Raw genomic sequence first — 21355 nt, forward strand, 5'->3', positions numbered from 1 at the left:
CCCGCCCCCCGCAGGCTCTAGGCTCGACGTCACACCACAGCGACCAGGGGGTGAGCCGGATGCGCCGGCAGGGTTCAGCCGCGGACGGGCAACGCCGCGCGACGGTCACCGACGTCGCCCGGCGCGCGGGCGTCTCGACGGCCACGGTCTCCCGCGTGCTCAACCGCAACTACCCGGTCGCCGAGGCGACCCGGGAGCGGGTCGAGAGCGCGATGCGCGAGCTCGGCTACGTGGTCAACGCCCACGCCCGCGCGCTGGCCGGGGTCTCCAACCGCACCGTGGGCATCATCGTCAACGAGCTCGTCGACCCGTTCTACGCGTACATCTCACGCGGCGTGGAACGGGAGGCGGCCCTCGGCGGGCGGCTCTGCCTGGTCTGCTGCACGCAGGGCGACCCGCAGCGCGAACTGGCCTTCATCGACCTGATGCACGAACGCAGGGCCGACGCCGTGGTCGTGGTCGGCGGCTCCATCGCGGACCGCGGCTACACCACCGAACTGGCCCGCAGGGCGCGCGACCTGGACGCCGGTGGTTCGAAGCTCGTGCTGTGCGGCCGGCCGCCCCTGGGCGACCGGGTCCCCACCGCCTCGGTCGAGTACGACAACGAGGGCGGCGCGTTCGCCATCACCGACCATCTGCTGATGCAGGGGCACGAGCGGATCGTCTACCTGGGCGGCCCGCCCAGGCTCTCCACCACCCGCGACCGGCTGGCCGGCCACCGCCGCGCCCTGGAGCTGCGTGGTGTGGCCCCGGACCCGGGACTGGTCCACCCCGGCGCCTTCAGCCGGGGCTTCGGACACCGGAGGATGGCCGAAATCCTGCGGGAGGGACTGGACTTCACCGCGGTGTTCGCCGCGAACGACATGGTCGCGGCGGGCGCGGCGCAGGCCCTGGAGGAGGCGGGGGTGCGGGTGCCGGACGACGTGTCGCTGGTGGGGTACGACGACATCCCCGTCGCCCAGGAGCTGCGGCCCCGGCTCACCACCGTCCACATCCCGCTGGAGGAGATGGGGCGGCAGGCGGTGCGGCTGGCCTTCGGCGGCGAGGACGAGGACGACTGGCGCGAGCCGACCACGGGCGCGCTGCGCCTCGGCACACACATCGTGGTACGCGATTCCGTCGCACCGCGGCTCGGACGACCCGCCCGCAGTTGACCGATTACTCCATCCGGGCCACCTCCGACCATAGAAAAACACAGTAACTTCCCACCCCCCTCTTGCCACTCTGTAGCAACCGCTTACATGCTGACGCCGAGCAGGATCGTTCCGCACGCCTTCGCCCCTCACTCGTTCCGCAGGGAGAGTTCCGCATGCGTATGCCCACAGACCCCGCCGGCTCCGCCACCGCCTCCATCGCCCCTGCCGCCACCGGTCCCGCGGCTCCCGCCCCTTCGGTCACCGGTTCGCCCCTCGGGCGGCGTTCCGTGCTCGCCGCCGCGGCCGGGGCGGGTGCGGCGCTCGCCCTGGGCGCGGGAACGGCCCGGGCCGCCACGGCCGCCCCCTCCCCCGGCGGACGCGGTGGCCGTCCGGTCGCGCTGCGGCTGACCGCCCTGCCCGCCGCCGAGGCCGAGCGGCTGCGGCTCGGACAGGCGCTGCGGGGCTCGGAGTTCCGGCCGACCGGCCTGTACGCCCCGCCCGCCACCCCCGTCTCCCTGACCGTCCAGCCGTACGACGGCGTGCTGCCCACCCTCTGGATCGGCGCCTGGGACTACTACGGAGAGATCACCGAACCCCGCTCCTATCCCCTGACCCCCGGCTCGAACACGGTCACGGACCCCCACGGCGGCCCCGTCTACCTCACCCTGACCGGTGACGGCGAGCGCGCCGGTGTGCTGATCCGCTCCGGCGCGACGGCCATGCCCGTCTTCGCGCTGGGCCGCACCACGGAGTCCGACTTCCAGCGGCAGCTGGACACGCTGACGGCCTCGCCGTACGTCGAACTGCACGCACCCCACACGATCATCACGCTCACCCGCGAGGGCGCTCTGCTGTACCGCGACGAGGACCACGCCGCGCTCCTCGGACTCATGGAGACGATCATCGACTCCCACGCCCGGATCAGCGGTCTCGACGGTTCCCGGCCGGCGCACCGGCGCAAGGCCGGGCCGTACCACTTCACCGAGGTGAGCAAGGTGCCGTCCGGTGTCGGCGCGTACGCGACGCACGGTTACAACGGCTTCCCCCGCGCCTATCTCGACCGTGCGACCACCGTCACGGGGCTCCGCACCCGGGGGTGGGGTCTCTACCACGAACTCGGCCATCTGCACCAGCAGTTCGCCTACAAGCCCGCCGGTCTGACCGAGGTCACCGTCAACATCTACTCGCTGGCCGCACAGCGCACACTGGGGCAGCCGTCGAACCTCCTCACGGTCGATCCGACGACCGGGCTCACGTACTTCCGGTCCGCGCGGCAGAAGTTCGGCACGGCGGGCCTGACGTACGAGAAGTCCTTCGGCGCGTACGAGAAGCTCGTCCCGCTGCGTCAGCTGGAGCTGGCCTTCGGCGAGGATTTCTGGCCGCGGCTGCACAAGCTGGTGCGCGAGGAGAACCCGTGGTCCGACTACACGGAGAACGACAAGCGGTACCGGGCCCTGGCCACCTACGCCAGTCGCGTGGCGGGGTACGACCTCACGGACTTCTTCGTGAACACCTGGGCGTTCCCGGTCGACGCCGTCGGCAGGGCCGAACTGGCTGCGCTGAACCTGCCGGAGCCGCCCGTCGACCCGTCGACGCTGACCGACTGACGCCGGCCGACCGGGAGCCACCATGGAACTCAGCAGAAGAAACCTCATCGCGGCGGGCGGCGCCACGGCCGTCACCGCGCTCATGACATCGGCCGGGACCGCGCGGGCGCACCCCGTCACGGCCCCCGCCTCCGCCGGGGCAGGCGCGGACCTCGGCTTCGACGCCCTCCTCCAGCGGGCCGAGACCCTGCTCACCGGGCGCGGATTCGACCCGGACGACCCCGACTTCACGGCCGCGGTCGCCGCCCTGGACGCCACGGCCCGGGGCCTCTGGGACACCCTCGACCGGAGTGCCGGACGGACCGCGCCGTGGCCCGAGCAGCGCACCGGGACCTGGCGCACCATCAACTCCGGTGCGGACACGGGCGGAAGCACCGACCCCGTCACCCGCCGCTATCTCACGCTCCGCATCGACCACGGCGTCTCCCCCGTCGACGCCGGATACGCGTACGTGCTGCTGCCCGGCGCGTCGGCGGCCGCGACCTCGGTCTGGTCGCGCTCCATGCCGGTCCGGATCGTCGCCGACGACGCCACGGCGCAGGCCGTGGAGGTACGCCGGTCGGGGCTCGTCGCGGCGCAGTTCTGGGCGGCGGGGAGCGCGGCCGGGATCACCGCCTCGGGTCCGGCCTCGGTGCTGGTACGACGCCGGGGAGCGCGCATCGGTGTCGCGGTCGCCGACCCGGGCCGCACGCTCACCACCGTCTCGGTCGAACTCCCCTTCCGTACGAAATCGGTGGCGCAGAAGGACGACACGGTGCACGTGCTCCCCGGCCGCAGGACCGTGCTCACCGTCGCCGTCGGCGGATCGCGCGGCCACACCCACCGGGCCGAACTCGTCCGGTAGCCGCCCGACCCTGCCACCGTCCGTCCCCACCACCGCACAGCGACACCTTCGAGGAGCAGCACCACCATGTCCGTCCCCCCGTATCTGCGACTCCCCGCGCCCGACAGGCTGTTGTCGTCGCGCACCGGCTGGACCCGGGACCACTGGGAGGCGGTGGCCGACCGGATGCTGGACGCGCTGGTGCCCTACGCGACACCCGGCTTCGCCCAGTACCGGCTGCCCGGCCGCACCAGCTGGTCGGGGATCGTCTCGGACGGCCTCGAAGGGTTCGCCCGGTCGTTCCTGCTCGCCGCCTGCCGCATCGCGGGCGCGGGCGGGGCGGTCGATCCCGCGCTCGTCGAGCGGTACGCGGCGGGGCTCGCGGCGGGCACGGACCCGGGCAGCGGCGAGGCGTGGCCGGGGCTGACCGACTGTTCGCAGCAGATGGTGGAGGCGGCCTCGGTCGCGGTGGCACTGCACGAGACCCGGCCGTGGATCTGGGACCGTCTCGACGCACGGGTGCAGGAGCGGGTCGTCGACTGGTTCTCCGGGTTCGTCGGCGGCCGCACCTGGGACAACAACTGGCGCCTCTTCCAGGTGGTGTCCGAGCAGTTCCTCGCCTCGGTCGGCGCCCCCTACAGCCGCTCCGACATCGAGAGCGGCCTGGACCGGATCGAGGACTGGTACGTCGGCGACGGCTGGTACACCGACGGGGACGGTCGCAACTTCGACTACTACATCGGCTGGGCCATGCATCTGTACCCGCTGTTGTGGTCGCGGATGGCGGGCGCCGACGACGGGGGCCGGACCGACGTCTACCGAGAGCGGCTGCGCAGGTTCCTGGAGGACTACCCGCACTTCTTCGGCGCCGACGGGGCGCCGGTCCACCAGGGACGTTCTCTCACGTACCGGTTCGCCGCGCTGGCTCCGGTGTGGATGGGGGCGCTGGCCGACTGCACCCCGCTCGCGCCGGGGCTCACCCGGCGCCTCGCCTCGGGCACGATGCGGCACTTCGCCGAGCGCGGCGTGCCGGACGAGCGGGGGCTGCTGACGCTCGGGTGGTACGACACGTTCCTGCCCAGCACCCAGCCGTACTCCGGCCCCGCGTCGCCGTACTGGGCCAGCAAGGGCTTCCTCGGACTGCTGCTCCCGGCGGACCATCCGGTGTGGACCGCACGCGAACTCCCGCTGCCCGTCGAGGAGTCGGACCAGTACATGGCGCTGCCCGCCCCCGGCTGGCTGCTGCACGGCACCCGTGACGACGGCATCGTGCGGTTGGTCAACCACGGCAGCGACCACAATCCGCCGTACGACCAAACCGCCGACCCGTCCGAGGGCACGCACGACCCGCACTACGCGAAGCTCGGCTACTCGACGGCCACCGCCCCCGAAGCCGCCCCGCATGCCCTGGCCCGCTCCGTCGACGGGCATCTGGCGCTCGTTGCCCCGGACGGCACCCCGTCGCCGCGCCGCCGGATCCATCCGCTGCGCTGCGAGGGCCGGGTGGCCGCGTCCTGGTACGCGGCGAGGCTCCCCGGCGACGACCGGACGTACCGGGTCGAGACGACGAGCGTGCTGCACGGCCCCTGGGAGGTCCGGGTGCACCGGGTCGAGGCGCCGGAGGGAGTGGTGGTGCGCGAGGGCGGTCACGCGGTCGCCCACGCGGAGAGCCCCCTCGCCCAGGCGGGTCCCGACTGGGCACTCGCCCGTACGCCGGACGGCCTGAGCAGCGCCCTGGTCGCGCTGCACGGCTGGGACGGCGGCGTCGAGGGGGCCGCCGTGGCGCGTGACGTCCAGTCCAACGCCCACGGTCCGCGTTCCGCGATCCCGTACCTGCGCAGCCGGCCGCACCCGGGAGGGCGGAGCATCCATGTCTCGCTGGTCGTCCTCTCCCGGGACACCGTGCATCCGGAGGCGCTGCGCGACTCGGTGCGGGTGCACACGGGGGCGGACTCGGTGGTGCTGACGTTCCTGGACGGCACGACGGTCGAGGTCTGAGCCCCCGAACGGTCAGATTCCGGTGCTGATGCCCTCCCGCTGATCGATGTGGCCGACGAGTTCCCGGGCCAGCGACTTGATCGTGTCGAGCCCCGCCCTGCCCCAGGAGCGGGGCACCGTGTCGACCGCGCAGACGGCGCCCAGGGCGATGCCCGTCCGGTCGATCAGCGGGGCGCCGAGGTAGGAGCGGATGCCTATGTCGTCGACGACCGGGTTTCCGGCGAAGCGCGGATAGTCGCAGACGTCCTCCAGCACGAGCGCCTTGCGCCGCACGACGACGTGCGGGCAGTAGCCGCGGTCCAGGGCCACGTACCGCCCGGCCCGGCTGCTGCCCGCGGTGGCGGCGCCCAGGTCGGATCCCTTGTACGTGCCGCTCGGCGTGTGCAGTCCGGCGAAGAACTGCTGGTTGCCGTCGATGAAGTTGACCATCGAGTAGGGGACGTCGGTGACCTCGGCCACCCGGTCGGCGAAGGCGTCGAAGTTGTCGAACGAGGCGTCGGCACGTTCCCCGAGCCCCAGGGTCCGCAGTCGATGGGTACGCACGACGGAGTCGCGGTCCACGGGCGTGAGCAGCAGCCGGTCGGAGGCGGGCCGCGTCACGCGCGGGCTCCGAAGGCGGTCCGCGGGGCCGGGGCGGAGGTGGCGTTGATGAGGTGCTGGACCAGCGTGACCAGGGTCCCCGCGCCCGAGCTGGCGATGCGGGCGTCGCACAGCACGACCGGTACGTCGGGGCCCAGGTCGAGCGCGGCCCGTACCTCCTCGGGCGCGTAGCGGTGGGCCCCGTCGAACTCGTTCACCGCGATGACGAAGCCGATGCCGCGGCGTTCGAAGAAGTCGACGGCGGCGAAGCACTCGGCGAGCCGTCGCGTGTCCGCGAGCACCACCGCCCCCAGCGCGCCGTGGGAGAGTTCGTCCCACATGAACCAGAAGCGCTCCTGCCCGGGAGTGCCGAACAGGTAGAGCACATGCTGCTCGTCGAGCGTGATGCGGCCGAAGTCCATGGCCACGGTGGTGGACGTCTTGGACTCGATGCCGTCGAGGTTGTCCGTCGTGGCACCCGCCTGGGTCAGCAGTTCCTCCGTGCTCAACGGCGCGATCTCGCTGACCGCGCCGACGAACGTGGTCTTGCCGACGCCGAACCCGCCGGCCACCAGCACCTTCAGCGCGACGGGAAACCCCTCGGCGGCGGGCCCTTCGGCGTCGAGGGGATCGACGCAAGCGGCAAAACCGGCGGGAGCCGTCGACATGCCGGTGTCCCGGCCCCGGTCGTAGGTTCCCCCCGGGGCGTGGCCACCGCTCGCCCCGGGGGATCCCCCGTACCCGTACGGAACGCCGGAGTCGTGGCCCCCGCCGGGACCGGGACCGCCCTCGAAGCGGGCAGTGCCGTCGAAGCCGGACCCTGCACCAGAACCGTGCCCCGGGCCGGGGCCTCCGTACCCCTCCGGACGGCCGCGGTCCCCCGGACTTGCGGGACGTACGTGGAGCCCCTGGGCGGCCTCATGGCCTCCGAGGTTCTCGTAGGTCACCGGACGTTCGTACGTTCCGAACCCTTCGGGGCGCCCGTGGCCTCCGTACTCCTCGGGGAGCCCGTAGCCCTCGGGACCTTCGCTGTTCCCGTACGCGGCGGGGCTGCCGAAGCCGTCAGAGCTGTCGTCGTAAGCCATCGAGCACTGCCTCCAGCAGGGATCGGTCGGTGGGCGTGTCATGGAAGGCGGGCGGGTGCGCGGTGACTGCCCCGCAGTCCACCAGGTCGGAGACGAGCACTTTGGTGACGACCGCGGGCAGCCGCAGATGGGCGGCGATCTCGGCCACCGACGTGGGGCCGCCGCACAGCCCCAGCGCGACGGAGTGCTCGGGACCGAGGGGGGCCTGTGGTTCGGCGCCCGTGGCCCTCACCAGGGAGAGCAGGTCGAGCACGGTGCTCGGACGGGTCCTGCCGTTGCTCACGGTGTACGGACGGATGAGCCGCCCGGCGGCGTCGTCGAGCAACGGCCCGTCCTGCGGAACCGACACGCTCACAGCCCCGTGGCACCCGGTGCCGCGACTGCCTGTCGGGTCGGGGTCATCAGATACGGCCGGACGCTCTTGACCAGCATGGTCATCTCGTAGCCCAGCACCGCGGCGTCCGCCTCGCGTCCGGCGAGCACGGCGAGGCAGGTGCCCGATCCGGCGGTGGAGACGAACAGCAGGGTCGAGTCCAGTTCGACCACGACCTGACGTACGTCACCGTTGTCGCCGAAGCGCGCGCCGGCGCTTCGGCCGAGCGAGTACAGCCCCGCGGCCAGCGCGGCCATGTGGTCGGCACTGTCGGCATCCATGCCGTGGAGGGACTTCACCAGTCCGTCGGCGGACAGGAGGACCGCGCTGCGTGTGTACGGCACACGCTGCACCAGTCCGCTCAACAACCAGTCGAGGTCCGAGACCTGACCGGACGGCATATCGGTCGCCATGGCGCATCTACTCCTTGAGGGGGTTCGCTTCGAGGGGGTCGTCCACGGGCGCGGGGGCCGGTGCCTGGCCCGCGTCCTGGCCCGGGAGGCGCCGGTGCGGGGAGAAGGGCTCCGTCCGCACCCGGACTGGCAGGGACTGCGGCGGGGTCCGGGGCCGGTCCACCGGTTCGGGGGCCGGGTCCGTGCCCCCGCCGTCGATGTCGGCCTCGGACTCGCTGCGTGCCTCGGCCAGATCGATACCGCGCCGGAAGGCCGCCATGAGACCCGGGTCGTGCAGGGCGTGTTCGTCCTCGGTGCGCGGGGCCGGGGGCTGCCTGAGCTGAGGAGCCAGGTGCTCCTGGGTGCTGCGCCTGGGGAGGCGGGGCCGGTCCGCGGCGCCGCGCGCGGCCCCGGACCCGTCGTGCTCTCCATCGCGCGCCGGTGGTCCGTCACCTGTGGGCCGGACTCCGGGAGGCGGCCCGGCCGGGGCGGGACCACCGGAGCGACCGCCGCGCTCGGACGGGCTCAGCGGTTGGCCGGGGACGTACGGCTGCGGCCTGGCGCCCGGCCGTGGGCCCGCGGCGGGTCCGGCTACCGGGTCGCGCGGCGGGGAGGCGTCCGGGTTCGGTCCGGGGACCGGGGCCGCGCCGCGGTGCGGGGCCGGGGGCGCGATGGCGTGCGGATTCGACCCGTGGTTCGGGCCGGAATTCGGGCCGGAATTCGGGCCGGAATTCGGGCCGGAATTCGGGCCGGAATTCGGGTTCGAGCGAGGATTCGGGGCCGGATGGGGGTTCGGTCGTTGGTGAACCTCCGTGCCCTGCGGGGCCGTTGGACGATGCACAGGCCCGGAGGGCGACGCCGGTACCGCGTCCCGCCCGGCCGGGGCGTCCTCGTCCACCCCCAACAGGGTCCGGGGCAGGACGAGTACGGCCTGTGTGCCCCCGTAGATGTTGCTCTGCAGCCGTACCGCGATGCCGTGCCGACGGGCGAGGGACGCGACGACGAACAGGCCGATCCGGCCGTCCTGCAGAAGGCGGGCCACACTGACCTGATCGGGGTCGGCGAGCAGGGCGTTCATCCGCCTCTGCTCGTTGACCGGCATGCCCAGGCCCCGGTCCTCGACCTCCAGCGCCAGCCCGGCGGTCACCTGCTGGGCGCGCAGCAGCACTTGGGTGTGCGGGGCGGAGAAGACCGTGGCGTTCTCGACCAGTTCGGCCAGCAGGTGGATCACATCGGCCACGGCGTGCCCGCGCAGGGTGCCGGCGATCGGCGGCACCAGCTTGACCCTCGGGTACTGCTCGACCTCGGCGATCGCCGAGCGCAGCACCTCGGTCATGGTGACCGGGCTGCTCCACTGCCGCCGCGAGACCGCGCCGCCCAGAACCGCGAGGTTCTCCGCGTGCCTGCGAATACGTGTGGCGAGGTGGTCGACATGGAAGAGGCCCTTGAGCAGATCGGGGTCCTCGACCTGGTGCTCCAGTTCGTCGAGCAACTGGATCTCGCGGTGCACGAGCGACTGAAGCCTGCGGGCGAGGTTCACGAACACCTCGACCTTCTGCTCCTCGCCCGTGCGGTCCGTGAGCCGGGACACCTCCACGACGGCGGCGACGGCTGCCTCCTGCTGACGGCCGATCTCCTGCGCGAGAAGCTCGAAGGCGTCGCTGCCGGGGCCGGCGGACCGCGCGGGCCTCCGTGCGGGCAGGGACTCGCCGTTGCGCAGGAGTTCCACCATCCGTTGCAGTTCGGCCTGGCCCTGCGCACTGGCGCGGCGGAGCGCGAGACAGCGTCCGAAGACGGTGGTGACGACCCGGTTGGCGGCGATGAAGGCGGCCAGCACGGCGGCGAGGGCCATCGCGCCGGCCCCGCCCAGCGCGATCCACAGCGAGGCGGACGGCCGGACGCCGGACGAGCCGATGGTGCAAATGACCGCCGCGGCCCCGCTCAGCACTGCGACAACGGTCGGCAGCACCGCGGTCCGCAGCATCTGGGGCCGTATGCGCGTCTCGGGGGACGGATGGGCGGTGCGTGCCCTCGTGGAGGCCGCGTGGGAGCGGCTACCCGGTCGGCCGTGCCGTCCGCCCTCGCGGCGTTCCGGTCGCGCCTCGGGTGCGCGAAGTTGAGACATCAGTGTCCTCGGTACGTGGGGCACCAGGAATCGGCGTCCATGCGTGGCCCTCTACGGTGCTCGGTCGGGCTCGGTCCGGCGGTCGGGCGGACCCGCAAATGGAAGCCCACCGTTGCTCACCGGACACACACGGTAGTTGCCCGTCACGTATGCGCGACGGGCAGTTGTCGAACTTCCCCACCATCCGTCCCACTCTGGTATGGCATCTCGCACACAAGACCGAATTACCCCATGGGGAACCTCCGGTCGGCGTACACTCGAACGGCCTAACGGGCCGCCGTGCCGTACGCGCCGCCCGGCGCATGGAACAGCTCGGCCCGTCCGGTCGTACCGGACGGGCCATCTGTTGTATCGCCGCCGCCCTCCGGGCCGCCCGCGCGCTCGACGCGAGTGGGACACCCCGGGTGCCGTCACGGTGTCGGGGCCACCTCGGAGTGGCCGCTCCCGTCCTCCGTCCCCGCGTCCGCCGTTCCCGGGCCTGTCGTTCCCGCTCCCGCCGTTCCCGCTCCCGCCGGGGACATGACTCCCGTCGGGGCCTGCGCGAGTTCCGTGATCCGCGCGGCGTCGGCGGGCCGGTGCTCCACCGGCTGCGGGGCCACCGGACGCCACCACGGCTCGGTGGGGAGGCTCAGTGACGTGGGTTCGAACGGTTCGCCCGGCCGTGGCAGGGCGACCGCGGCGCCCGCGTCCTCCGCGGCGGCGAGGGTTCCCTCCCCCGGCTCGGCCCACGGATGCGGGGCCAGGTTGAAGGTGGCCCAGTGGATCGGCAGCATCGTGCCGAGCGGCTCGCCCCCCTGGAGGTCCAGATGCGCCCGCACCCCCTCGGCCGGGGTCATGTGTATGTCGGCCCAGTACTCGCAATAGGCACCGATCTGGACCATCGTCGCGTCGAACGGACCGTGTTCGACGCCGATGTCCTTGAAGCCGGGGAAATAGCCGGTGTCGCCGCTGTGGTAGATCCGGTGCTCGGGCCCGGCGACGGACCAGGACGCCCAGAGCGTGTGCTGCTGGTTGCGCAGGCCGCGTCCGCAGAAGTGGCGGGCCGGAGTGGCGGTGAGGGCGATTCCGGCGACGCTCGTGGTCTCGTTCCAGTCGAGCTCGCGCATCCGGTCGTCGGGCACGCCCCACCGCTCCAGATGGGCACCGACTCCGAGCGGGACCACGAACACCGTGCCCGTGCCCGCGAGGGCCCGGATCGTCGGGAGGTCGAGGTGGTCGTAGTGGTCGTGCGAGATCACCACCACGTCCACCGGGCCGAGAGCGGCGAGCGGAAGCGGCACCGGGTGCAGCCGCTTGGGGCCGACGAAGGCGAAGGGCGAGCAGCGCTCACCCCACACCGGGTCGAACAGCACGCGTCTGCCGTCGATCTCCGCGAGCACGCTGGAATGGCCCATCCAGGTGAGCCGCAGTCCGGTGGCGGGCGGCTCGGCCAGGTCCGCGTAGGTCGTGGCGTGGACGGGGACGGTGCCGGCCGGAGCCCTGCGTATCCGTCCCTCCTTGCGGAAGTAGACCTTCGCGAATTCCAGCGCGGATCCGGACGGTCCGGTCCGCGCACCCACGGGGTTGCGGAAGGAGCCGTCGACGAAGTGGGGCGAGCGGCGGATCCGCTCCATGCGTGCGCCCTCCGGCTCGGCGCCGAATGCGGCGGGACGCAGCGAGCGCATCCGGGAACGGAGCGGAGGCAAGGGGTCGGCGCCGGTCACATCATCTCCTGGGGGAGTCGGTGTCGTCTCAATTATGGGCGGGGCGCACACCCGCGCGAGCGCGGAACATTCGGACGGACCGCGCGAGAGCGGGTCACCCGAAGGGCTGACCGACGGCCCCGGAGCCGTCACCCATACGGCTGCCCGTAGGCGTGCTCGGCACGCAGCCGCAGCACGAGGCGCCGGTCCCGAGTCCGGCGCATCGGCAGCCACTCGAAGTACGCCCGCTGGGCCGCGGCGCCCCGGTCGGACCAGGGGCCTTCTGTGGCGGGATCGTGGTCGTCCGCTCCGCCGGACCATGTACTGCCGCACACTTCGTGGTCGTCCCAGGTGGGGATGAACGGCGTCGCCGCGTGGAGGGTCTGCACATCCGGGTCGGTGCGAGCCCGTCCGTGCCGGGCGCGGCAGTCGGCGAGCGAGACGCATTCATGCGTCGAGGCCTGCGCACGCACGTCGGCGTCCACCTCGCCGAGCAGAGCGAGCAGCGCTTCGTGTCGCGTGTTTCCTGCGTCGATTCCCGTCATGCAGAGTCCGACGACCGTCGCCACCACAGGATTCCGCACCGTCGCGCACGCGTGTGACAACCGGGCGACCGTGCCCCCCGGTCCGCCCGGGGGTCGTGCATTCGTTAGGGTGACGCCGTGGCAAGAGTGCGACTGGGCGTGGCGGAACGACGCGAGGAACTCCTGCGCGCCACCGTCGAGCAGATCGAGGTAAGAGGTGTCGCGGCGGTCCGGATCGCCGATGTGGCCTCCGTGCTCGGGGTGAGCAACGCGCTCGTGCTCTACCACTTCTCGACCAAGGAGAAGCTCGTCGCGGCCGCCTTCGCCCATGCCGCTGAAGCCGATCTCGCCCATCTGCGCAAACTGCTGAGCCGCCGCACCAGTGCGGTACGGCGGCTGCGCGCGGCCGTGCGCTGGTACGCGCCGACGGGCCGCGCCAAGGTATGGCGGCTGTGGATCGAGGCGTGGGCCGCCTCCCTGCGCGACCCGGCCCTGCGCAACGTGGCCGGTGACCTCGACCAGCAGTGGAAGGCGGAATTGGCCGAGGTCATCGAGGAAGGCGCCGCCGCCGGTGAGTTCCACTGCGACGACCCGATGTCCGTGGCGTGGCGGCTCACCGCGCTGCTGGACGGCCTGACGGTGCAGATGACGTCGTACGCGGCACCGCTCTCCCAGGCCACCATGATGGCCTGGACCGACGAGGCCCTCGCCCGCGAACTCGGCATCGACCACGCGGCGCTGACGGCCTGACCGCGCACCGGACCAGGGCCCGTCCATCGTCGCCCGTCACCATCCAGTGTCGCCCGTCGCCGTCCGCCGATGTCCACTCCACCGTCCGGCGGGACGCCGCGACCGCCTGCCGGAAAAATCCCCGACACCGTCTGCCGACCGGGAAATCCGGCGCATGGATGCTCCGGCCGTCCCCGGGACGGCACCGAACGGGTCGGCGCCGTCGGCCCTGCCACGGGGATCAGGTCTGACGCACGGGCGCGTACACGTCCGCCGAGAGCCCGAAGGTCCAGGCCACCCCGTCCTTCGCGGTCCGCATGCCGGGCGGCACCCGGAGCCAGTACGTGCGGTGCGTACCGTCCGGCTCCGGCGTGGAGTTGACCACCTCGACCATCACCACGTCCTCGTCGCCGTCCAGTGCGATCCGCCAGAGCACCCCCGTCTCGTCGCGGTGGACGGGCTCGGCGCCCGACTCGGTGAGGTAGCGGTCGTAGCCGTAGAACTCCAGCATCACACGCCGCAGTTCCGCGTTCTCCTCCTCGCGTATCCGCCGGGGCGTCAGGGTGTTCAGCTCCGCGAGGAACTCCGCCGGCACGGGCATGCCCCGCCAGGCGTGGAGCGCGAAGCCGTCCCGGTAGGCGAGCGCCGGGCCGTCCCCGCGGTCGAGGCGGCCAGCCTCGTCCCTGTGAAGCGCCTCCGGGCGCTCGCTGATCACCACCACGCGCTCGTAGGGCCACCACCAGCCCGCGTTCCTGGCGACCTCGGCCAGGCCGTCCAGCCGGTCGCCACGGCCGTCGAACGCGGCGAGCCAGGCCGCGTCGTGCTGGCCCAGCACCGCGTCGAGCAGCACCAGGCGAACAGCGGCCCCCTCCTCGGCGGTCCGGGCGAGGTCCGCGACGATTCCGCCCCTGATCCGCTCGGCGAGCGCCGCCGTCGTCTCCCAGAGCTGCGCCCCCGTGGCCGACCACAGGGCGGACCAGCCCGCCGGGCCGAGTTCGTCGTACATCCGGCGCCGTTCCTGGGCCCAGGGCCGGGTCCGTACCTCGTCGCGCACCGAGCGCCCGGTGTCGACGATCTTCTCGACCGCCTCCACGGCGGCTCTGGGCGAGTCGACCCAGACGATCCGCTCCGGCTCCGCGAGCCCCGCGCGGCGGTAGGCGAGCCGCACCCCGTCCTCGGCCGCGGCCCGGTCCGCCGCGCCCGTCGCCGCCGCCACGGCCCGCCAGGAGTCCACGTACTGCATCCGTCTTCCCCGTCCCCTAAATGTGCGTTCGATGTCAGGTGTTCGGTGTTCGGTGTTGATTGTTCGGTGCCGGGTGATTCCGCACGCCATGTCGTACGCGTCGCGTCCCCGGCCCGGCGTGCCCCGCATGCCGCGGTGATCCGGCGCCGGATCGGATCACCGCTCACCGGTGTCTCTTCCGGCCGCCGCCCGGTCGGCCGGGTCAGTCCGCGACGATGCGGACCGCGCCCGGCGCGTACTCCCGCTGACGCACCACGCGGTACCAGCCCTTGGGCAGCGGTATCGCCGCGTGTTCCTCGTGCACCACCCGGCCGCCCTCGGGAAGGTGCAGCAGCATCGGCCCGAACGCTCCGGCCTCGCGCATCAGCCGGCCCGGTCCCTGGACCGCGTGGGCGTGCCCGGTCACCTCGCCCAGTGCGAGGACCATCCGGCCCCGGCCGTCCCTCGGCTCGCCCGGAGCCTCCACGAGATGCGCGGGCACCGCCGACTCCGCCAACGACATGATCAGTACATCGCCCTGTCGGTACACAGACCTCTCCCCTCGACGGCCGCACCTGCTGTGCCGGCCACGAGGAAAAAGCTAAGGGCAGGGTCTGACAACGCGTCCTCGGGCGGCCTGCCGGGCATCACCGGACACGTGCCGGACGGTCCCCGGTCACGGCGTTGTCAGTGGGGCTTGATAAACCTTGCGGACATCAGCCGTTCCCCAGTACCAGGAGCTCAGGGCCATGTCCGGTGTGGACCACCTGCACGAGTTGCTCGGCCTGCCCGCCGTCGACTTCCAGCACGCGACGGGCGAAGCACCCGCCCAGGCAGCCGACGCGGCGGCCTGGCGCATCTCGGTCGACCCCTACGACGACGAGTGCGAGAAGACCTGGGAGGAGGCGTTCCGGACATTTCTCGACACCGTCGACCCGGCAGGGGTCCGAGCACTGATCATCGGCCAGTGGGGCGAGTCCTACGAGGAGACCTCCTCGTACCCGATCGGTCTGGTGATCGCCGCGGCCGACCGGCTGACCTCGCTCCAGGCCGTCTTCGTGGGCGACATGACCATGGAGGAGAACGAGATCTCCTGGATCGAGCAGTCCGACGTCACGGCCCTGCTCGACGCCTTCCCCGATCTGCTGGAGCTCGGGGTGCGCGGCGGCACGGAACTGGAGTTCTCCCCCTGCAAGCACGAGCGGCTGCGCGCGTTGACCATCGAGACCGGGGGCCTGCCGGTCGGTGCGCTCCGAGGCATCCTGGACAGTGAACTGCCCGCGCTGGAGCGGCTCGACCTCTGGCTCGGAGTCTCCGCGTACGGCGGCGACGTCGACGTGGCGGACCTCGCCCCGCTGCTCTCCGGTTCCCGCTTCCCGAGGCTCACGCACCTCGGCCTGCGCAACAGCGAGGTGCAGAACGAGATCGCGACCGCCGTCGCGGCCGCCCCGGTCGTCGCCCAGCTCCGGGTCTTCGACCTGTCGAACGGCACGCTGGGCGACGAGGGCGCGGCTGCGCTCCTGGACGGCCAGCCGCTCACCCATCTCGAATGCCTCGATCTGCACCACCACTTCATGACCGAGCCGATGGAGCGCCGGATCGTCCAGTCGCTGAAGCCCCACGGCGTACGGGTCGACGTGTCGGAGCGCGAGAAGCCGTGGGGCGACCGCGGGGTCGAGGGCCGCTACACCGCGGTGTCGGAGTGACGCGCGATGACGGACATCGAACACCCCGGGACGTTCCACGGGCTTCCGGTTCTCACGCTGCCCGCGCCCGGCGCGCAGAGCACTGATCCTCTTCCCGCGGCCGACTCCGTCGCATGGCGGCTGGAGAGCGCCTGGCAGGGCGATCTGACGTTCGCCGGGCTGTGGCGGCATTTCGTCGACACGGTCGACACGACGAAGGTCCGGGCCCTGCTGATCGGTCCGTGGTGGCAGGAGGACTACGTGTCCTTCACTCCCGTCGTCGAGTTGCTGGCCGGGGACGCGGATCGCTTCCCAGCCCTGAAGGCGCTCTTCCTCGCCGACGTCGTCGGTGAGGAGTGCGAGCTGTCCTGGCTGGAGATGGCCGACATCACCCCGGTCGTCGAGGCGTTCGGCGCGCTGGAGGAGCTGACGGTCCGCGGGTGCGGCAGCACCTTCGGCGACGGGTCGACGCTCGCGCTGCGCCCGGTGCGGCACACCTCGCTCAGGAAGCTGCGGTTCGAGTCGGGCGGACTGCCGACCGAGGTCGTGCGCGCGGTCGGCGCATCCGAGCTGCCCGCGCTGGAACATCTGGAACTCTGGCTCGGCGTGTCCGAGTACGGCGGGGACGCGGGCGTCGAGGACCTGGCGCCCCTGCTGTCCGGGGCGTCGTTCCCGGCCCTGCGCCATCTCGGACTGCAGAACAGCGAGATCCAGGACGAGATCGCGGCCGCGGTGGCCTCCGCCCCGGTGGTCGCGCAGCTGGAATCGCTGTCCCTCGCGATGGGGACCCTGGGCGACGAGGGAGTCGAGGCGCTGCTCTCGGGCCAGCCGCTCACCCATCTGACCTCGCTGGATCTGCACCACCACTACGCCTGCGCGACGCTGATGGACCGTCTCGGGAAGCTGCTCGGTCCCGACCGGGTGATCCGCGACGTGGACGAGGTCGCGTACTGGGATCCGGACGAGGACGAGTTCCGCTATGTCGCCGTCAGCGAATAGGCCGGGTCCGGCGGGTCCGGCGCCGCGTCTCGCCGTCGTGGGGGTGCCCGGCAACCGCCGGGTCACGCTCTTCCAGGACGCCGTGCGCGCCGCCGGGCTGCCGCCCGCGCGGGTCGTCCCCTGGCTGGACGTGCTGCGTGGCGAGGCCGTGTTCCGTCCGGGCGAGACCGTGCGCATGGACTCACCCGGGGAGGACGCCGAGGTGGAGCGGCTGCTCCGGGCGGTCGACGATCCGACCAGGGTCGAGGGCTCCGCCCTGTGGTACGCCCGGTTCACCGCCGCCCTGCGGTCGGTGGCGCGGGACGCCGCCGAATCCGGTGCCGTGCTGCTCGACGCCCCCGGCGACATCGCGGTGCTGTTCGACAAGCGGCTGTGTCACGCCGTGCTGGACGGGGCCGGGATCCCGGTGCCCGCCTCGCCGACGTCGGGGGCCGCGGCCCCCGCGGTGCGCGACTGGGCGGACGTGCGCGAGCGGATGGCGGCCCACGGGATGCCCAGGGCCTTCGTGAAGCTCGCGCACGGCTCGTCCGCCTCGGGAGTCCTGGCCGTGGAGACGGCCGGAGCCGGCCGGGTGCGGGCCACCACATCGGTGGAGCGCGACGGGGCCGGCCGGCTCTTCAATTCGCTGCGGGTGCGCCGTTGCACGACGGAGCGGGAGGTCGGGGCGATCGTCGACGCGCTCGCTCCGGACGGGCTGCACGTGGAACGCTGGCTGCCCAAGGCGACCCGGCACGGCAGGGCGGCGGACCTGCGGGTCGTGGTGGTGGCGGGCCGCGCCACCCACGCCGTCGTGCGCACCAGCCGCTCCCCCATGACCAATCTCCATCTCGGCGGCGCACGGGGGGATCTCGACGACTTCCGCGCGGCCGTCACGGCCGCGGGCGGCGACTGGGCCGAGGCCCTGGCCGTGTGCGAACGGGCCGCCGCCTGCTTCCCGGACACGCTGTGTGTCGGCGTCGATCTGCTGCCCTCGTCCGACCTGCGGCGCTTCGCCGTCTGCGAGGTCAACGCCTTCGGCGACCTGCTGCCGCGACTGACCGGGCTCCCCGGCAGCGGCGCCGAGGGCCTGGACACCTATGCGGCGCAGGTCGCCGCCGTACTGAACCGAGCAAGGAACCACCGTGCAACCCCCATTCACTGACACCGCACCCACCACCGTGGCCTGCGAGAACCCGGACATGAGCGGGGTCGTGGGAAGCCACGACCTGCTGTTCGTCACCCTCGACACGCTGCGCCACGACGTGGCGCAGGAGCTCGCCGCCGCGGGACGCATCCCCCATCTGGCGCGCCATCTGCCCGGCGGCGCGTGGGAGACGCGCCACGCTCCCGGCAGCTTCACGTATGCCTCGCACCAGGCGATGTTCGCGGGATTCCTGCCGACCCCGGTCGGCCCGGGTCCCCATCCCCGGCTGTTCGCGGCCCGGTTCGCGGGCAGCGAGTCCACGGCGTCGGGCACCTTCGTCTTCGACACGCCGGACCTGCCGTCCGGCCTCGCCTCGGTGGGATACCGCACGGTGTGCATCGGCGGTGTCGGGTTCTTCAACAAGCAGGGGGCGCTGGGCTCCGTGCTGCCCGGCCTGTTCCAGGAGAGCCACTGGGAGCCGGAGTTCGGTGTCGCGTCGCCCACGTCCTTCGAGGCGCAGGTGGCCCGGGCGGAGCGGGTGGTCTCCTCCCTCGCCCCGGAGCAGCGGCTGTTCCTCTTCGTCAACGTGTCCGCGCTGCACCAGCCCAACTGGTTCCACACGCCGGGGGCCACCCGCGAGGCGGGCGACTCCCGCGCCACCCACGCCGCCGCGCTCGAATACGTCGACGCCCACATCGGGCGTCTCTTCGCCGCCGCGAGCAGCCGTCGCCGCTGCTTCGCCATCGTCTGCTCCGACCACGGCACGGCGTACGGGGACGACGGCTACACCGGCCACCGGATCGGCCACGAGTCCGTGTGGACGGTCCCGTACGCCCACTTCTTCCTGGAACCGGGGGCCACCGCGTCATGAGCCGCACCACCGCCGCACCGGCCGTCCGTCCCTACCGGAGCTACGTCTACGCCTATCCGCACAAGACGGCCTACCGCCCGCTGCCGGACCGTCCGGCGCTGCGGGAGCTGTGGGCGTCGGAGCGCAAGGACGCGCTCTCGCTCTACCTGCACATACCCTTCTGCGAGGTCCGCTGCGGCTTCTGCAACCTGTTCACCCGGATCGGCGCTCCCGGCGAGCTGACGACCCGTTACCTCGACGCGCTGGACCGGCAGGCCGTCGCCGTCCGGGACGCACTGGGCGACGCGGAACCGGTACGGTTCGCCGCCGCGGCGTTCGGCGGGGGCACGCCCACGTTCCTGACGGCGGTGGAGCTGGAGCGACTGTGCGACATCGCGGAGAAGCGGATGGGCGCCGATCTGCGGGCCGTCCCGCTGTCCGTCGAGACGTCGCCGTCCACCGCGACCGCCGACCGGCTGGCCGTCCTCGCGGACCGGGGCACGACGAGGATCAGCATCGGGGTGCAGAGCTTCGTCGAGGCCGAGGCCCGCGCCGCCGTCCGGCCGCAGCACCGCGCCGATGTGGAGAGCGCCCTGGACCGGATACGCGACGTCGGTGTCCCGGTCCTCAACATCGACCTGATCTACGGCATCGACGGGCAGACCGAGGACAGCTGGCACACCTCGCTGGACGCGGCGCTGCGGTGGCGGCCGGAGGAGCTGTACCTGTACCCGCTGTACGTCCGCCCGCTGACCGGTCTCGGCCGGCTGGGTGCGGAGGCGCGCGCGGACGAGGAGGAGGCGGCGGACGCCGCCTGGGACCGTCAGCGGCTGCGGCTGTACCGCGCGGGCCGGGACCATCTCCTCGCCCATGGCTACGAGCAGGTGTCGATGCGGATGTTCCGCCGCGCCGACGCCCCGCGCACGGACGGGCCCGACGGCCACGCCTGCCAGACGGACGGCATGATCGGTCTGGGGTGCGGGGCCCGTTCGTACACCTCACGGCTGCACTACTCCTTCGACTACGCGGTGGAGATGCGCGAGGTGCGGGCGATCATCGACGGCTACACCACCGCCGAGGACTTCTCGCGCGCCGAGGTGGGGCGGTACGTCGACGGCGACGAGGCGCGCCGACGCCACCTCCTGCAGTCGGTGCTCCAGGCCGAGGGCATGGCGCTGGCCGACTACCGCGAACGGTTCGGCAGCCTCCCCGCCGACGACTTCCCCGCCGAGCTGGCCCGGTTCGAGGAGCGTGGCTGGCTCGACACGGGGGCCGGGACGTCCGGTCTGCTGAGGCTCTCCCCCGAGGGCCTGGCCCATTCCGACGCGCTGGGCCCCGAGCTGTTCTCCCCCGGCGTACGGGCCGCGATGGCCGCGTACGAGCTGAAGTGAGCCTGCCCATGGACCTGACCATCCTCTATCGCGGTCCGCTCGCGTCCTGCGACTACGACTGCCCGTACTGCCCGTTCGCCAAGCGGCGGGACAGCCCGGACCAGCTGCGCGCCGACCGCGCGGCGCTGGAGCGGTTCACGGCGTGGGCCGCGGAGCGCACCGGTGACCGGCTCTCGGTCCTGTTCACGCCGTGGGGCGAGGGCCTGGTCCGGTCCTGGTACCGGCGGGCGCTGGTCGATCTCGCCCGGCTGCCGCACATCGGCCGGGTCGCGATCCAGACCAACCTCAGCGGCCGGACGGCCTGGCTGGCCGAGGCGGGTGGGGCCGGCCACGAGAAGATCGCGCTCTGGTGCACGTACCACCCGGGGCAGACGCCGTACGAGCGGTTCCTGGGCAAGTGCCGGGAGCTGTCCGCGCTCGGCATCCGCCACAGCGTCGGCGTGGTCGGGCTCGACGAGCACCTCGACGAGGCGCGTCGGCTGCGTGCCGCGCTGCCGGACGAGGTGTACCTGTGGGTGAACGCGGCGGAGGGACACACCTACACGGACGAGGAGGCGGACCGCTGGACGGCGATCGACCCGCTCTTCCCGTACAGCAGGCATCCGCACCGGTCGGCCGGACTGCCGTGCCGGACGGGCGAGTCGGTGATCTCCGTGGACGGCGACGGCACGGTGCGGCGCTGTCACTTCGTCCGTGCGGAGCTGGGCAACCTCTACGACGGGAGCTACCGGGAGGCGCTCCGTCCGCGCGCCTGCCCGCTGGCCGTGTGCGACTGCCACATCGGCTATGTGCACCTGGAGACGCTGCCGCTCTACGACGTGTTCGCGGGCGGGGTGCTGGAACGGATACCGGCGGGCCCGCCGTCGTCGCTCGCCGAGCGTCCGTGAGGGCGGGCCGGCCCGGATCCGCACGACCTCCGACAGGTGTGCCCCGCTCGCCGGCGGCCCGGGCCGGGGTCACCGGCGAGGTGGGAGGGGCGCGCGGGGCGGGGGACGCCGGCCGGATCCCGTCGGCGAGGTCCGGGCCGTTCTC

At 72.7% G+C, this 21355-nt stretch carries 20 protein-coding genes; 11 read left to right on the forward strand and 9 right to left on the reverse strand.

What is annotated here, in order from left to right:
* Positions 1–59 precede the first annotated feature (59 nt).
* From AMK22_RS01550 to AMK22_RS01565, 4 genes are all read left to right on the forward strand, one after another.
* Entirely contained in the window at positions 60–1154 is a 1095-nt protein-coding gene (locus AMK22_RS01550; RefSeq protein WP_073781339.1) for a LacI family DNA-binding transcriptional regulator, read from the forward strand.
* A gap of 155 nt (positions 1155–1309) precedes the next feature.
* Positions 1310–2743, forward strand: coding sequence for a M60 family metallopeptidase (locus AMK22_RS01555; RefSeq protein ID WP_073781340.1), 1434 nt, complete (start codon positions 1310–1312; stop codon positions 2741–2743).
* Positions 2744–2765: 22 nt separating this feature from the next.
* Positions 2766–3587 carry a polysaccharide lyase beta-sandwich domain-containing protein gene (locus tag AMK22_RS41960; protein WP_107430445.1) on the forward strand — a complete coding sequence of 274 codons (822 nt, stop codon included), beginning with the start codon at positions 2766–2768 and terminating at the stop codon, positions 3585–3587.
* A 66-nt stretch (positions 3588–3653) separates the two neighbouring features.
* The gene (locus AMK22_RS01565; RefSeq protein ID WP_073781341.1) at positions 3654–5564 is read left to right on the forward strand and encodes a DUF2264 domain-containing protein; all 1911 of its coding nucleotides are present in this window, start codon (positions 3654–3656) and stop codon (positions 5562–5564) included.
* Between the two features lie 12 nt (positions 5565–5576).
* On the opposite strand, the gene AMK22_RS01570 is transcribed toward AMK22_RS01565, so the two are convergent.
* From AMK22_RS01570 to AMK22_RS01600, 7 genes are all read right to left on the reverse strand, one after another.
* Positions 5577–6164, reverse strand: a complete 588-nt coding sequence (locus AMK22_RS01570) for a GAF domain-containing protein (RefSeq protein ID WP_073781342.1) — start codon at positions 6162–6164, stop codon at positions 5577–5579.
* Positions 6161–6811 (reverse strand): GTP-binding protein, encoded by a 651-nt coding sequence (locus AMK22_RS01575; protein WP_073781542.1) that lies wholly within the window; start codon positions 6809–6811, stop codon positions 6161–6163. Before AMK22_RS01575 ends, AMK22_RS01570 begins: the two co-directional genes overlap by 4 nt.
* 394 nt (positions 6812–7205) lie before the next feature.
* Entirely contained in the window at positions 7206–7577 is a 372-nt protein-coding gene (locus tag AMK22_RS01580; RefSeq protein WP_107430453.1) for a DUF742 domain-containing protein, read from the reverse strand.
* 2 nt (positions 7578–7579) lie between these two features.
* Positions 7580–8014, reverse strand: a complete 435-nt coding sequence (locus tag AMK22_RS01585) for a roadblock/LC7 domain-containing protein (RefSeq protein ID WP_073781344.1) — start codon at positions 8012–8014, stop codon at positions 7580–7582.
* A 7-nt stretch (positions 8015–8021) separates the two neighbouring features.
* Positions 8022–10118 carry an ATP-binding protein gene (locus AMK22_RS39895; RefSeq protein WP_242433791.1) on the reverse strand — a complete coding sequence of 699 codons (2097 nt, stop codon included), beginning with the start codon at positions 10116–10118 and terminating at the stop codon, positions 8022–8024.
* Between the two features lie 410 nt (positions 10119–10528).
* A complete protein-coding gene (locus AMK22_RS01595; RefSeq protein WP_199883091.1) occupies positions 10529–11821 on the reverse strand; it encodes an MBL fold metallo-hydrolase in 1293 nt (430 codons plus the stop codon).
* Positions 11822–11949: 128 nt separating this feature from the next.
* The gene (locus tag AMK22_RS01600; RefSeq protein ID WP_079185880.1) at positions 11950–12345 is read right to left on the reverse strand and encodes an alkaline phosphatase D family protein; all 396 of its coding nucleotides are present in this window, start codon (positions 12343–12345) and stop codon (positions 11950–11952) included.
* A 117-nt stretch (positions 12346–12462) separates the two neighbouring features.
* Here AMK22_RS01600 and AMK22_RS01605 point away from each other — a divergent pair, with 117 nt between their 5' ends.
* The gene (locus AMK22_RS01605; protein ID WP_242433792.1) at positions 12463–13074 is read left to right on the forward strand and encodes a TetR/AcrR family transcriptional regulator; all 612 of its coding nucleotides are present in this window, start codon (positions 12463–12465) and stop codon (positions 13072–13074) included.
* Positions 13075–13294: 220 nt separating this feature from the next.
* Here AMK22_RS01605 and AMK22_RS01610 read toward each other — a convergent pair whose 3' ends face one another.
* The gene (locus AMK22_RS01610) at positions 13295–14296 is read right to left on the reverse strand and encodes a DUF6745 domain-containing protein (RefSeq protein ID WP_073781347.1); all 1002 of its coding nucleotides are present in this window, start codon (positions 14294–14296) and stop codon (positions 13295–13297) included.
* 202 nt (positions 14297–14498) lie between these two features.
* Positions 14499–14825: a hypothetical protein gene (locus AMK22_RS01615; protein ID WP_073781348.1), complete on the reverse strand. Its 327-nt coding sequence runs from the start codon at positions 14823–14825 to the stop codon at positions 14499–14501.
* 199 nt (positions 14826–15024) lie between these two features.
* Here AMK22_RS01615 and AMK22_RS01620 point away from each other — a divergent pair, with 199 nt between their 5' ends.
* Genes AMK22_RS01620 through AMK22_RS01645 form a run of 6 tightly spaced genes read left to right on the forward strand, consistent with a single transcriptional unit; the run spans position 15025 to position 21210 of the window.
* Positions 15025–15981: an STM4015 family protein gene (locus AMK22_RS01620; protein WP_073781349.1), complete on the forward strand. Its 957-nt coding sequence runs from the start codon at positions 15025–15027 to the stop codon at positions 15979–15981.
* Between the two features lie 6 nt (positions 15982–15987).
* On the forward strand, positions 15988–16959 hold the full coding sequence (locus AMK22_RS01625) for an STM4015 family protein (RefSeq protein ID WP_073781350.1): 972 nt from the start codon (positions 15988–15990) through the stop codon (positions 16957–16959).
* Entirely contained in the window at positions 16940–18100 is a 1161-nt protein-coding gene (locus AMK22_RS01630; RefSeq protein ID WP_073781351.1) for an STM4014 family protein, read from the forward strand. Before AMK22_RS01625 ends, AMK22_RS01630 begins: the two co-directional genes overlap by 20 nt.
* A 37-nt stretch (positions 18101–18137) precedes the next feature.
* Positions 18138–18953: an STM4013/SEN3800 family hydrolase gene (locus AMK22_RS01635; protein WP_073781544.1), complete on the forward strand. Its 816-nt coding sequence runs from the start codon at positions 18138–18140 to the stop codon at positions 18951–18953.
* Complete coding sequence (locus AMK22_RS01640; protein ID WP_073781352.1) at positions 18950–20323, forward strand: STM4012 family radical SAM protein; 1374 nt, start codon at positions 18950–18952, stop codon at positions 20321–20323. Before AMK22_RS01635 ends, AMK22_RS01640 begins: the two co-directional genes overlap by 4 nt.
* Positions 20324–20331: 8 nt before the next feature.
* On the forward strand, positions 20332–21210 hold the full coding sequence (locus AMK22_RS01645; protein ID WP_073781353.1) for an STM4011 family radical SAM protein: 879 nt from the start codon (positions 20332–20334) through the stop codon (positions 21208–21210).
* Positions 21211–21355 lie beyond the last annotated feature (145 nt).

It is taken from the genome of Streptomyces sp. CB01580, assembly GCF_001905795.1.
Classification (GTDB): Bacteria; Actinomycetota; Actinomycetes; order Streptomycetales; family Streptomycetaceae; genus Streptomyces.

Bases quoted from the DNA above. Each gene is read 5' to 3' on its own strand.
- AMK22_RS01635 (WP_073781544.1), top strand. From the start codon at position 18,138: ATGAGCGGGGTCGTGGGAAGCCACGACCTGCTGTTCGTCACCCTCGAC.
- AMK22_RS01575 (WP_073781542.1), bottom strand. From the start codon at position 6,811: ATGTCGACGGCTCCCGCCGGTTTTGCCGCTTGCGTCGATCCCCTCGAC.
- AMK22_RS01610 (WP_073781347.1), bottom strand. From the start codon at position 14,296: ATGCAGTACGTGGACTCCTGGCGGGCCGTGGCGGCGGCGACGGGCGCG.
- AMK22_RS01550 (WP_073781339.1), top strand. From the start codon at position 60: ATGCGCCGGCAGGGTTCAGCCGCGGACGGGCAACGCCGCGCGACGGTC.
- AMK22_RS41960 (WP_107430445.1), top strand. From the start codon at position 2,766: ATGGAACTCAGCAGAAGAAACCTCATCGCGGCGGGCGGCGCCACGGCC.
- AMK22_RS01645 (WP_073781353.1), top strand. From the start codon at position 20,332: ATGGACCTGACCATCCTCTATCGCGGTCCGCTCGCGTCCTGCGACTAC.
- AMK22_RS01640 (WP_073781352.1), top strand. From the start codon at position 18,950: ATGAGCCGCACCACCGCCGCACCGGCCGTCCGTCCCTACCGGAGCTAC.
- AMK22_RS01625 (WP_073781350.1), top strand. From the start codon at position 15,988: ATGACGGACATCGAACACCCCGGGACGTTCCACGGGCTTCCGGTTCTC.
- AMK22_RS01630 (WP_073781351.1), top strand. From the start codon at position 16,940: ATGTCGCCGTCAGCGAATAGGCCGGGTCCGGCGGGTCCGGCGCCGCGT.
- AMK22_RS01565 (WP_073781341.1), top strand. From the start codon at position 3,654: ATGTCCGTCCCCCCGTATCTGCGACTCCCCGCGCCCGACAGGCTGTTG.
- AMK22_RS39895 (WP_242433791.1), bottom strand. From the start codon at position 10,118: ATGTCTCAACTTCGCGCACCCGAGGCGCGACCGGAACGCCGCGAGGGC.
- AMK22_RS01585 (WP_073781344.1), bottom strand. From the start codon at position 8,014: ATGGCGACCGATATGCCGTCCGGTCAGGTCTCGGACCTCGACTGGTTG.
- AMK22_RS01555 (WP_073781340.1), top strand. From the start codon at position 1,310: ATGCGTATGCCCACAGACCCCGCCGGCTCCGCCACCGCCTCCATCGCC.
- AMK22_RS01600 (WP_079185880.1), bottom strand. From the start codon at position 12,345: ATGACGGGAATCGACGCAGGAAACACGCGACACGAAGCGCTGCTCGCT.
- AMK22_RS01620 (WP_073781349.1), top strand. From the start codon at position 15,025: ATGTCCGGTGTGGACCACCTGCACGAGTTGCTCGGCCTGCCCGCCGTC.